This window comes from Lysobacter yananisis, assembly GCF_031199375.1.
In the GTDB taxonomy this organism is placed as follows: Bacteria; Pseudomonadota; Gammaproteobacteria; order Xanthomonadales; family Xanthomonadaceae; genus Lysobacter; species Lysobacter yananisis.
Window position 1 is genome coordinate 4,412,083 of the sequence record NZ_CP133568.1, and the last position, 12,805, is coordinate 4,424,887.

A 12,805-nucleotide genomic window follows, 5' to 3' on the forward strand; every position below is an offset into this window, starting at 1 on the left:
GCTGAAGCCCCTCCCACCAAAGCCGGGCCGCCGGGCGTCACAGGAACTCGGCGCGAATCCGGTCGACATCGAACGGGCTGACGTCGCCGTCCTCGGCGAACACCGTCTGTGCCTGCGCGCGTTCGGCGACCAGGCTGCCGCGCGCCTGCGCATGCAGTTCGAACAGCGTGTACAGGTCCGGTGCGGCGTCGTGTTCCATCGCGCGCAGGATCAGCGAAACGCCCGACAGCTGATTGGCCGCGTTGTTCCAGCGCGGCCGTCCGCCGATGCCGAGGTCGCACCACACCGCCTGGTTGCGCTCCAGATCGAGCACGAACGGCATACAGCTGTTCTGCTTCGACGCCAAGTCGACGCGGTCGTGCACGGTCCGCGCCTCGAACGGCTCGCCCGAGGCGATGTCGCTGCGCGCCATCCAGCCGGCGAAGCATTCGGGCAGGTCGCAATAGGGTTGTTCGGTGAAACTGTGGATGCTGACCGCGACGAAGCCGACGCCGGATTCGCGCAGCCGCGGCAGATCCAGGTCGATGAACTCGGCCGCGCCCTGCGGCGCATCGACGATGTCGCCGCTGTGGTGGCCGCCGTAGCCGCGCAGGTTGTAGTAGGACACCGTGTCGAGGAAACCGAAGTCGCGGTCGAAGAACGCCGCCGACAGGTCGATGTCGGTACGGCCGCGGCCGTTCTTCCACCACAGGAACAGGCGGATGAAGCGCGTCTGCGGCAGGGCCACGCGGCTGCCGCGGGTCAGCGTGCGCAGCGAGCGCGAAGCCGAGCGTTGGGCCAGCGGCGCGCGCAGGTCGCGCAGCGCGGGGTCGATCCAGCACGGGCCCAGCGGTGCGCGCTCGGCGAAGCGCGCGATCAGGGCGTCGCGGCATATCGCCGCGGCGGCTTCGGCGGCTCCGTCGGGGAGCGCGGCGCGACGGTCTGGCGCGCCCCAGGCGCGCGCGGCGTCGCCCTTGGGAAAGAACACCCGCAGCGGTGCGCGGCCGCGGTGGCGCAGGTGGCTGTGCAATTGCAGCAGCACCGGCGTCGACACCCGCGCGGCGGCGGCGCGGAAGCGCTCGAGCACCGCGTCGCGGTCGGCGCCGCTGCGCAACAGGTGGTCCAGGCGCCGCGCCAACTCGCCGGGCCGCGCGCTCAGGCGCTGCGCGGCGGCATCGGTGCGCCCCTGGCGCAACTCGCGTTCGATCGCGCCGTTGAAGGTTTCGAGCGGGCGGTCCTCGCGCAAGGTCTGGAACGCGTTCCAAGTCGCTGGCAGACGCTCGCGGTAGTCGCCCGGGTGCAGGCGCTCGCCCAGGCGCTTCCAGCGTTCCTTCCAGCGCAGCATGTCTTCGCTGGGATCGCCGCAAGCTTCCAGCGCATGCAGCAACAGGCGCCGCATCGCGCGGGGAAAGCGTCCGAAACGGGTCGGCTCGGCCAGCGATACGTCGCCTGCGCTCCAGGCCACCGCCACGCGCAGCGCGTCGGTGGCGGTGGTCAGGCGTTCGCGTACGAACGCCTCGCTGCGGGGACCCGGCGCGCGGCGCAGCAGCGCGGCGGCGATGAAGGCGAAATTTTCCTTGAAGGCGATGCGCTCGGGCAGCATCCGCAGCACCTGCTCGCGGTACTGGTCGATGAACCAGGCCAGATCGTCCTTGTCCTGTTGCGACAGCGAGGTCGGCGAGGCGGCCAAGCGGGTGCAGATGGCTTCGAACTCCTCGGCGCTGCCCAGTCCGATCAGGCGCAGCGCACGGCCGCCGCGCAGCGGCGGCGAAGGTTCGGGCTCGATCTCGTGCAATTGCAGTCGGGTGACGTAGTGGAACATCGCGCGCTGGTACAGCTGCGCTTCCTCCACCCGCAGCACGCCGGCCGGAAAGTCGGGAAACAGCGGACGCAGCGTGCGGTGTGCTCCGGTCATCCTGGCCAGCGTCGCACGCAGTTCGCGCAGGCAGCGCGCCAGTTGTTCCGGCGACTGGCTGCCCAGGCGCTCCAACGCCTCGGACGTGAGCGCGAAGCCGAGCTGTTCCAATTCCTGCTGCACCATCGCCAGCTGCATGGCGCTTGCGCCGCCATCGCCGGGCTTGAGCAGGAACTTGCCTTTCCTGCGCAGGAAGATTCCGTTCATCGCGTGCGCTCCTTCGAAATACCGCAACGAAAAGGCCCGCCGAAGCGGGCCGTGTGGGAAGCGGGCACCCTAGTTTCAGAGAGAAGGAAGGACGCCCATAGCCACGCTGCGAGCATAGCCATGGGCCGTTGCGCTGCCAAGTCCGCCGGTCAGGCGGCAGCGGCGGGTACGGCCGCTTCGGCGCGCGCGGATTGGCGCCGGAGCGCCGCGATCGCCAACACCAACAGCGCCATCGGCAACAACGACAGATAGAACGCGCCGCTGCCGCCGATATGCGCGAACAGCTGGCCGGTGACGAACGAGCCGGTGGTGCCGCCGAGCGCGGAGAACACCACGATCAAGCCGGTCATCGCCGCGTGCCGCGACTTGGGCAGCGAACTGAGCACGACCGAGTTGATCGCCGGATAGATCGGCGCCATGAACAAGCCGATCAGCGGGAACACGAACGCGGCCGGCGGCGCGCTCGTCCAGCTCATGTCGGCTTGCGGCTGGGCGCCGCGCGCCAGCGGCAGCGCCAGCAACACCAGCGCGGCCATCGCCAGCACGCAGCCGATCAGCAGCCAGTGCCAGGGCACGCGCCGCAGCGCCAGGCCGGCGGCGAGCCGGCCCAGCGCCAGCGAGACGGCGAAGATGCTCGCCGCCTGCACGCTCATCTTCGCCGGCAGGTGCAGGATTTCGCGGTTGAAGGTCGGCAGCCACGTGCCCACGCTCTGTTCGATCAGCACGTACAGGAACGCCGAGGCCAGGAATGCGGCGACCAGGGGCAGGGCGATCAGGCGGAACATGTCGAGGAAGGACTCGGCCGCGGCGTGGCCGTCGCGCGCGGCGCTCTCGTCGAGCCGCGCGCCGGCAAGCAGGGCGAGGATGACCGCGGCGATGCCGGCCAGCAGCCAGTAGACGTCGAGCCAGACCGGGTCGCCCGGCGACCGCGGATCGATGAACCAGGCGAAGATCCAGTAGCCGGCGAGCACGCCGACCATGAACCAGCCTTCGATGATGCTGGTGAGGCTGGCGTGGGCCTGCTTGCCTTCGGTGAGCAGGCCGATGGAGGAATACACCGAGACCTTGACCAGGGCGAACGCCACGCCGGTGGCGATGAACAGCGCCTTGGTCATCCAGAACGAAGCCAGCAGCGGCATCAGCGCGCAGGCGAGCAGGACCAGGCCGAGCCCGATCATCATCGCGCGGCGATAGCCCAGCCGCGGCAACAGCGAAGCGGTGAGGAACGACACCGCCGCGATCGGCAGGTCCTTGAACGCTTCAAGGATGCTGGCCTGGGCCTTGTCGATGCCGAAGCCCTGGATCGATTGCAGGATCACCGTGCCGACGCTGTTGAGCAGGACCCCGAACATCATGTAGGTCAGGATCATGGCCGCGATCATGCGGCGGCGGTGGGCGGGGGCGGCGGTCATGCGGGCTCCGGGAGGACGGGGGCTGCGGATGGATCGTGCGGCATGGGAGCCGCCAGAGCGAGACTCGTCCCGCTCCGACGGCGTTCCCAGGCCCGAACGCGGAGCGTTCGGGCGTTCGGCGCCGCGCGGGCCGGTGGCCCGCAAGCGCGGCGCCTCACCCCGTCCGCGGGAGAAGAGCCTGCCCTCGATACGCTTTCGATCGGGGGTGGCCCAAAGGGTCGGATGAAGACGGCTTCAGCCCCTCACCACTTGTACGCCGCCGAGAACAGATACGACCGCCCCGCGATCGGCCGCCCCATGAACACCCCGCCGGTGGCCGCGCCCGGCACGCGCACATTGCCCTCGGTCAGCCCGAGTTCGTTGCTGACGTTGCTGCCGGTCACCGCCAGTTCCCAGTGCTCGCCCACGTGCAGGTTCGCGCCGACATCCAGCGTGTGGTACGAGGGCAGCTTCTGGGTATTGGCCAGATCGGCATAACGGTCGCCGATGCGCGAATACGTGGCGAACACCTTCAGGTCGCCGAACGGCAGCGTCCAGTAATAGCTCGGAGTGAAGCGGAACTGCTGCTTGGGCTGGCGCATCACCTGGTTGCCGGTGAACTCGCGGTAGTTCTCGTACTGCGCGTCCAGCCACACGCCGGTCAGCGCCAGTTCCAGGCCGCCGACCGGACGCCACGCGCCTTCGACTTCCACGCCGTAGGCGCGCGAATCGCCGACGGTGGTGAAGTTGGTGCCGTCCTCGAGGAAGGCCTGGAACGGCGAGTTGGTGAACTTGTTGTAGAACGCGGTCAGGTACAGGTCGTAGCTCTGCGCGCCGGACTTGAAGCCCAGTTCGTACTGGTCGATCTCCTGCACCTTGGTGTTGCCGTCGCGCAGGTTGTCGAACGCCGGCAGCTTGTAGCCCGAGTTGGCGCGCGCGAACACGCTGGCGTTGTCGGTGAGCTTGTAGTTCGCGCCGAGGGTCCAGGAGAAATGCTTGTCGTCCTGGTCGATGCGGCGCGAACTCGGCAGCGAGATCGAGGTGGCGTTGTCGTAGAGCGTGTTCGGATTGCCGTCCAGGTCGACCGTGGCGGTGTCGTGCACGGTGCCGTCGACCTGCTGCCACTCGTAGCGGATGCCGCCGTCCAGGCGCAGCCGATCGTTGACCTGCCATTCGTCGGCGACGAACACCGCGGTGTTCTGGCCGTCGTAGTCGCCGCGCAGGGAGAAGAACGAGGTGCCGGTGAAGCCGTCGCGGGTGACCTGGCGGCCGTCGGCCAGGGTCAGGTCGATGCGCCGTGCGTTGTTCTGCGCGGTCAACAGCATGTTGTTGCCCAGGTACCAGGTGTCTTTGGACGAGTACTTGGCGAAGTAGACGCCGGCGGTCAGCGTGTTGCTTTCGAACAGGTCCTTGCTGAAACGCAGGTCGTTGGTGAACGACTCGATTTCCTTGTCCACCACCCAGAAGCCGGCGGTCAGCACCTGCTGGTTCGGATCGACCGCGCCGCCGCCGTTGACGTAGGTCGCGGTGCCGGCGCTGCCGTAGCCGGCGATGAACGACGACAGCGTCTGCGGGCTGGCGCCGGTGAACAGGCCGTTGGTCGGCGCCGAGCCGGTGACGAAGTTGATGCGGTCGCTGATGGTCCAGTCGCCGACGTAGAAGTCCATCGAGGCGCCGAACACGTCGAGGTTGATGCCGCGGCCGTCGGCGAGGTCGCGGCTGATGCTGGTGCCGCGGCCGGTCGGGATGGTGACGTGGCGGAAGTCGTTGCCGAGCAGGGTGCCGGTCTGCGCGTCCAGGCCCGGGAAGCTCGACAGGCTGGAGCCGTTGTCGCGCGACAGCAGCGGGATCGGAGTGAAGAACGCGTTCTTGTCGTCGGTGTGGCGGGCGTAGACGGTGATCTCGCCGGTTTCCCAACTGTGGGTCAGGGTCGCGCTGAGCTGGCCGCCCTTGTCCGCGGGGAACTGGGTGTCGCGCACGCCGTCGGTTGTGCGATAGAAACCGCCGACGCTGTAGTACCAACCGTCGGCGAGCTTGCCGCTGTTGAACAGGTCCACGCGGCGGAAGCCGTCGCTGCCCAGACCCAGGCGCATGCTGCCGGCCGGCTCTTCGCCGCCTTTCTTCTGGATGAAGTTGACCGTCGCGCCGGGCTGGCCGTTGGAGAAGATCGGGCTGGGGCCGCCGCGCAGCACTTCCATGCGCTCGATGGTGTCGTCCATGCGGAACAGCGTGGAGTTCTCCAGGAACGACAGGGTCGGCGGCGGAAACAGCGGCGCGCCGTCCATCTGCACGGTCACGAACGGCGCGTCGCCTTCCGACGGCATGCCGCGCACGAAGATGTTGGCGCCGGTGCTGCCGCCGGCCGATTCGGCCCACACGCCGGGCACGACCTTGAGCGCGTCGGCGGTGCTCAGCGGCACCGCTTCCTGGATCTGCTCGAGCGAGGCGGTGGTGATCGAGAAGCTGGCGTCGCGCTTGCGCACGCCCTTGAAGCGCGCGGTACCGCTGACCACGACCGCGTCGAGCGTGGTGGCCGAGGCGTCGGCGGCCGGTGCGGCGGTCGGCGCGGGCTGCGCGTCCTGGGCCAGCGCATGGCCCGGCGCGAGGATCGCGGCGATCGCGGCCGACAGCGCGTAGCGCATCAGCCGGGTCTGCTGGTTGGCACGGTGTTGCATGTCGTTCTCCCCACCCATTCGATATGGATTGTTGGTTTTGAGTGACCCCGCCGCGGCGATGCGTGCCGTCGCGGTCAGGGCGAAACGAAAGCGTCTACGTCGAACGCCGCGATGTCGGCGAGGCAGGCGTCGGCCTGCGCGAGCGTCGTCGCGTCGCCGATGCCGATCGCGGCCATGCCGGCGGACTTGATCGCGGCCACGCCGGCGGCGGCGTCCTCGATGCCGATGCACCGCGCCGGCGCCACGCCGAGCGCGGCGGCGACGTCGAGGAAGATGTCCGGCGCGGGCTTGGCGCGACTGATGCGCGCGGCGTCGGCGATGTAGTCGAAGCGCCCGGCGATGCCGAGCCGGTCGAGCAGGGCGGCGGCGTTGCGGCTGGCCGAGGCCAGGCCGAGCTTGAGCCCGCGCGCGCGCGCCTGTTCCAGCACGCGCGCCACGCCCGGGAACAGGTCCTTCGGGGTGACCTCGGCGATGGCTTCGACGTAATAGCCGTTCTTGCGTTCGGCCAGCGCCTGCTTCTGTTCGGCGCTGAGCGTGCGGCCGGCGTGGCGCAGGATGATCTCCAGCGAACTCATCCGGTCCACGCCCTTGAGCTGCTCGTTGACCTGTTGGTCGAACGGCAGGCCTTCCTCGTCGGCCATGCGCTTCCAGGCGCGGTAGTGGGTCTGTGCGGTGTCGGTCAGCACGCCGTCGAGGTCGAAGATCAGCGCCTGGGCCGGTCGCGGGAAGCGTTCGCGCGCATCGACGTCGGCCACGGCCAGCGCTTGCCGTTGCGGCGCGTCCGCGCTCAGTTCGATGCGTCGGCCGGCATGGACGATGGTCAACGGCGCGCCGTCGAGCAGCGCGTATTCGACGCCGTCGCGGCGCACCTGCACGCGCAGGCGCCGGCCCTGCCAGCGCAGGCCGAAGGCGTAGCCGTCCCAGCGTTGCGGCAGGGTCGGGGCGAAGTGCAGCGTGCCGTCGATGGCGCGCAGGCCGGCGAAGCCCGAGGCCAATCCGAGCCACGTCCCCGCCAGCGCCGCCATGTGCACGCCGTGGTCGGTATTGCCGTGCAGATCGTCGAGGTCCACGCGCAGGTTGTCGTGGAAGAACGCCTCGGCCTGCGGCGCATGCCCGACTTCGCTGGCGAGGATGCCGAACACCGACGCCGACAGGGTCGAGTCGTGGGTGGTCACTGCCGCGTAGTAGTCGTAGCTGCGGCGCTTGACCTCGACCGGGATGCCGTCGCCGGCCAGCACCAGGCCCATCACCACGTCGGCCTGCTTGCAGACCTGGTAGCGATAGAGCGTGAGCGGGTGGTAATCCAGCAGCAGCGGCCGGTGCTCGCCTTCGCGCGGCGGGAACGGCCAGCGCGGCTTGTCGAGGAAGGTGTCGTCCTGGGCATAGATGCCCAGCGCGTCGTCGTAATGCAGGAACATCGATTCGGCGGCGCGGCGCCAGGTGGCGACTTCGTGCGCGTCCAACTGCAGCCGCTGCGCGAGTTCGCGCTGGCGCTGCGGACGCTCGCGTCCGAGCTGTTCCCAGGCCGCGACCGCGCGCTGCAGATGCCGCTGCGCCATGCGGTTGGTATAGAAGTTGTTGTCGACCAGCGCGGTGTATTCGTCCGGGCCGGTCACGTCGTGGATGCAGAACGCGCCGCCGCGGCGCGGATTGAAGTGTCCGACCTGCGGCCAGATGCGCGCGGTCTCGAACAGCATTTCGGCGCCGAAGTCGGCGAGGAAGTCGAGATCGCCGCTGGCGTCGAGGTACAGGCCGATGCCGTAGGCCACCGCGGCATTGATGTGGTACGCCGCCGAGCCGGACGGGTAGTGCGCCGAGCACTCGCCGCCGGCGATGGTGCGCCAGGGGAACAGCGCGCCGTGCGCATGGTTCATCTCGCGCGCATGCCGGCGCGCCGGTTCCAGCGCGAGAAAGCGCGCGTGCAGCATCGCGCGCGCGACCTCCGGCGCGGTGTAGGCCATCACCGGCAGCATGAAGGCCTCGGTGTCCCAGAAATAATGGCCTTCGTAGCCCTCGCCGGTGAGGCCCTTGGCGGCGGTGCCGTCGATGCCGTTGCGGCCGGCCGATTGCAGCAGGTGGAACAGGTTGAAGCGCAGCGCCTGCTCGGAGCCGGCGTCGCCGGCGATGGCCAGGTCGGCGCCGTCCCAGAACCGCGCCAGCGCTTGCGCCTGGCGCGCGGCGATGGCGTCGAAGCCCTCGGCCTGCGCCTGTTGCAGCGCCAGCGCGGCGCCGGCGGGCAGGTCGGTGGCGTGCGGGTCGCGGTCGCTGGCGTAGGCGACGAATTTTTCCAGCGTTACCGACTCGCCCGGCCGCAACTGCGCGCCGTAGCGCTGGGCCACGCGTTCCTCGCCGACGTCGGCGCCGTCGAATCGCAGGCCGTCGGCGCGATGCGCCTGGCGGGCGACCACGCGCACGCCGCTGCGGCGGGTGGCCTGGACCACGTGCGCGCCGCGCTCGTCGGCCTGTCGCGCCAGCAGCCGCAGGCCTTCGGCCGAGGCCACGCCGATGCGCGGATCGTCGCCTTGCGCGGCGGCTTCATGGCCGCATTCGATCGCCGAGGCCAGGCTCAGCGCGCCGCTGTAATCGAGCGACACCACGCGGTAGCGGATCGCCAGCAAGTCGACGCCGGCCACGCCGCTGTCGAACGGCAGCACGCGTTCGGCGTGGATCTCCACCGCCGCGCCGGCGGCGTTGCGCAACACGCTGCGGCGCGACGAGCGGCCCTGGCCCAGGTCCAGTTCGCGTTCGAACGCGTCCTGCGGCGCCGGCCGCAGCCGCTCGCCGTCGAGCGACACCGCGATGCGCTGGCCGTCGGCGACCGGCAGGCGGGTATCGGTGTGGCGCGGGAAACCGGTGAAGCGTTCGTGGTAGTGGATCGGGTGCTGTTCGTAGACCGCGGCCAGAAAGCTGCCGTCGCTGCCGCCATCGGCCTCTTCCAACCCGCCACGTACGCCGAGCGAACCGTTCGCCAACGCGAACAGGGTTTCGTCGCGGCGCGCGCGCGCCGGATCCAGGCCGGTCCGGCGCAGGCGCCAGGGGTCCGGCTCGGCGGAAGAGGGAAGCACAGCGGAAGCGGGGATCTGAACGGTCACGCGTCAAGGCCTGCAAGCGGGGCCGCAGGACGCTGCGGCTTCGATGGAAGCGGACCGTAGTGATTGATTGTTATCGATGTCAAGTTACCGATAACAATCGGCCTGGACGCGGCCTGTCCCGGGCCAGCATCTAAGCCCTGGACGCGCGGACCAAGCTTGCTGAATCAGTGACTTGGCCGATTGCGGCGATGCGCGAACCGGCCTTTCCCCTAGGCCGTGCGTCGCTGCAACGCAGCAAGAACTGCGCGGCCGCGAAGCGCGCTGTAGGAGCGGCGCGAGCCGCGACCGCGCCAGTGCATCTACGGCGGAACCCTCAGTGCCGTCGCAACGGGCAGGCCTGCTTTCGACGCGACCGGCCGGTCCGCGGTCGCGGCTCGCGCCCCTCCTGCAGGGCAAGCCCGGCGCTTTTTGTAGGAGCGGCGCGAGCCGCGACCACGCCAATGCGTCTACGGTGGAACCTTCAGTGCCGTCGCAACGGCAAGCCTGCTTTCGACGCGACCGGCCGGTCCGCGGTCGCGGCTTGCGCCGCTCCTACAGGGCAAGCCCGCGGCTTTTGTGGGAGCGGCGCGAGCCGCGACCACGCCAATGCGTCTACGGTGGAACCTTCAGTGCCGACGCAATCGGCAGGCCTGGTTTCGACGCGACCGGTCGCTCCGTGGTCGCGGCTTGCGCCGCTCCTACAGGGCAAGCCCGCGGCTTTTGTAGGAGCGGCGCGAGCCGCGACCGCGCCAGTGCAATTACGGCGGAACCCTCAGTGCCGACGCAACGGCCAGGCCCGCGTCCGACGCGAGCAGCCGCGCCGTCGGGCTCAGGTCACCCGCGCGACCAGATGCGTCGGCAGGATCTCCGACGCCGCCGGCTCGCCTTCGATCAAGGCCAGCACCTTGCGCGCCAGCAACACGCCGGCGTCGACGAAATTCTGGTGGATCGAGGTCAGCGGCGGCAGATAGGTGGCGCCCAGCGGGGTGTCGTCGTAGCCGATCACCGAGACGTCCTCGGGCACTCGCCGGCCGCGTTCGATCAGGGCGCGGATCGCGCCGATCGCGAGCAGGTCGCTGGCGGCGAACAGGGCGTCGAATTGCGGGTGTTGGTCGAGCAGGGCGTGCACGGCCTGGGCGCCGGCGCTAACGGTGAAGTTGGCCACGGTCGGGGTCAGCGGTTCGATGCCGTGGCCGCGCAGGGCCTCGCGGAAGCCGAGCAGGCGTTCGGCGAATTCGCCGTGGGCGTCGTCGCCGAGGAACACCGGCCGGCGCCGGCCCAGCGCCAGGAAGCGCTCGGCGGCGAGCTTGCCGCCGCGCTGGTTGTCGCTGCCGACCACCACCTGCGATTCGTGCCGGCTGACCGCGCCCCACACCACCATCGGACGGCCCCAGCGGCGCACTTCGTGCATCGCGTCCTCGTGCGCGCCCTGGCCGAGCAGGATCACCCCGTCGGCGGCCTGCACGCTGGGCAGGGCGCCGCCCTGCAGCGAGGTCAGCAGCACGCTGTAACCGGCCGAAGTCAGCTCCTGGCTGATGCCGCCGAGCAGGTCCAGCGGATACGGCCCGGACATCTGCCGCTCGACCGTGGGTTTCATTTCCACCACCACCGCCACGGTCATGCTGCGGCGCAGGCGCAGGTTGCGCGCGCTGATGTTGAACTGGTAGCCCTGGCGCTCGGCCAGTTCCTTGATCCGCTGGCGGGTCTCGGGATTGACCAGCGGGCTGTCGCGCAATGCGCGCGAGACGGTGATCGCCGAGACCCCGGCCAGCTCGGCCAGGTCGGCCATGGTCAGGTGTTCGCCGGCCTTGCGGGTCGGGTTGGCAGCGCGCGGTCGGCTCATGGGCGGGTAGGCGGCGGTCCTGGCGGAATCGCGTGGAAGGCGGGCCGCCCCTATTTACCACGGCGCGCGCGAGGCCTGTGCGCGGACCGCGCGCGCGCCGCCGTCCGGCGCGCGGTTACGGCGTGGCGGCACGCCCGTCCGCGCGCGCCGGCTGCGCGGGTTGGCGGCGGTAATAGGCATGCGCATCGCCGGCGATCACGCTGAGCGCCCGGACCGCGCCATGCGCATCGCGGTGGAACTCCAGCTCCGCGCTGTTGGCCGCGCCGGCGCCGAGGAAGCGGGTCGGTCCCAGCGCCCGCAGCTTGGCATCGGCCTCATCCGGCAGGCGCAGCAACAGCGCGTCGGCGGCCGTTTCGATGGTCAGCGCGTCGTAGTCGAACCAGTCGGCGAGCGCGCCGCGCACATCCATCGGCACCGCCGGGTCGAGCCGGTAGGTGCCGGCGTAGTCGGCCCAGCCCGGTGCGGCGGCGTCCGCGGCGACGGTGCGGATCGGCGGCTTGACCCCGTCGCCGAGCGCGTCGGAGATCGCGTTGCGGATTTCGCCGCGCAGCGCGCTGCCGTTGGCGCCGTTGGTGAGGATGACGAAGCCGAAGCCGGTCTGCGGATACCCCTCGATGCCGGCGTGGTAGCTGTCGTTGCTGCCGTTGTGGAAGAAGCGCCGGGCGACGCCGGCGCCGGCCAGTTCCGGGCCCAGCCCGCGCCTGCCGGGCGATACCGCGGTGGTCATCTCGGCGAACAGCGCGGGCGGCAGCAGGCCGTCGCCGCGGCGGCTGCGCAGCAGCGCGGCGACGAAGCCGCCGAGATCGCGCGCGCTGGTCCACAGGCCCGAGGCGCCCTGTTCGGGAAAGCTCTCCCAGCCGCGCGGCAAGGCGGTGCGCGCGCCGTTGCGGTCGTGGGCGTGGGCGATGTTGCCGCGGCTGGCCGGCAATGGGTTGTCGAAGCTGCTGCGGCGCATGCCCGCCGGCTCGAACACCTGCGCGCGCGCCACCGCTTCCAGCGGCTGGCCGGCGACGTCCTCGACGATCTGCTGCTCGACCATGATCCCGCCGCCGGAGTAATCCATGCGCGTGCCCGGCGGGTACTGCAGCCGGATCGGCGGATTCTTGGCCGGCGGCTTCCCGTCGAGGGTCTGCAGCAGCGTCGGCAGGGCTTCGCCGGGCTGGTAGTCCTCGAAGCCGTGCACGTTGAGGCCGGAGGTATGCGACAGCAGCATGCGCAGGGTCACGCGCGGGTCGGCGATGGCCGGCGCGGGCGGGATGCGCCACGACTTCAGGTAACCGCCGACGTCGCGGTCCAGGTCGAGCCGGCCTTGCGCGACCAGGCGCAGCGTGGTCGCCGCGGTGATCATCTTGCTGACCGAGCCGACCGAGAACAGCGTGTCGGCGTCGATCGCCTCGGCGCTGCCGGCCGCGCGCACGCCGTAGCCGACCGCGTAGACCGGCTGGCCGTCCTGGACCAGGGCGATGGCGACGCCGGGGACCTTGTGATGGGCCATGCGCTGCTGCAGCGTCCAGCGCGGAACGGCCTCGCCGGCAGCGACCACGCTGGGGCGCAGGCCGCGTTCGATCGCCGCGGCGAGGTCGGCGAGATCGCGCGTTGCCGGCGCGGCCGTGGGCGCGGACGGCGGCGGTGCGGGCGTGCGCGCCGCGGCGGGGCCGGCGAACAGGCAGAACGCGAAGGTGCAGGCGAGCAGGCTGGATTTCATCGGATCGTCCTTGTGGGCT

The 12,805-nt window shown here is 70.5% G+C and carries 6 protein-coding genes; all 6 read right to left on the bottom strand.

Going from position 1 to position 12,805, the window contains the following annotated elements; all coding sequences use genetic code 11:
• Positions 1–37: 37 nt before the first annotated feature.
• Positions 38–2,101, bottom strand: coding sequence for a TerD family protein (locus tag RDV84_RS18575; protein WP_309151167.1), 2,064 nt, complete (start codon positions 2,099–2,101; stop codon positions 38–40).
• 149 nt (positions 2,102–2,250) lie between these two features.
• A complete protein-coding gene (locus RDV84_RS18580) occupies positions 2,251–3,513 on the bottom strand; it encodes an MFS transporter (RefSeq protein WP_309151168.1) in 1,263 nt (420 codons plus the stop codon).
• Positions 3,514–3,755: 242 nt separating this feature from the next.
• Positions 3,756–6,167: a TonB-dependent receptor gene (locus RDV84_RS18585; RefSeq protein WP_309151169.1), complete on the bottom strand. Its 2,412-nt coding sequence runs from the start codon at positions 6,165–6,167 to the stop codon at positions 3,756–3,758.
• Positions 6,168–6,241: 74 nt separating this feature from the next.
• Positions 6,242–9,232, bottom strand: coding sequence for a beta-phosphoglucomutase (gene pgmB, locus RDV84_RS18590; protein ID WP_309151170.1), 2,991 nt, complete (start codon positions 9,230–9,232; stop codon positions 6,242–6,244).
• Between the two features lie 835 nt (positions 9,233–10,067).
• On the bottom strand, positions 10,068–11,081 hold the full coding sequence (locus tag RDV84_RS18595; protein WP_057947795.1) for a LacI family DNA-binding transcriptional regulator: 1,014 nt from the start codon (positions 11,079–11,081) through the stop codon (positions 10,068–10,070).
• Between the two features lie 115 nt (positions 11,082–11,196).
• On the bottom strand, positions 11,197–12,786 hold the full coding sequence (locus tag RDV84_RS18600; protein ID WP_309151171.1) for a serine hydrolase domain-containing protein: 1,590 nt from the start codon (positions 12,784–12,786) through the stop codon (positions 11,197–11,199).
• Positions 12,787–12,805: the final 19 nt, after the last annotated feature.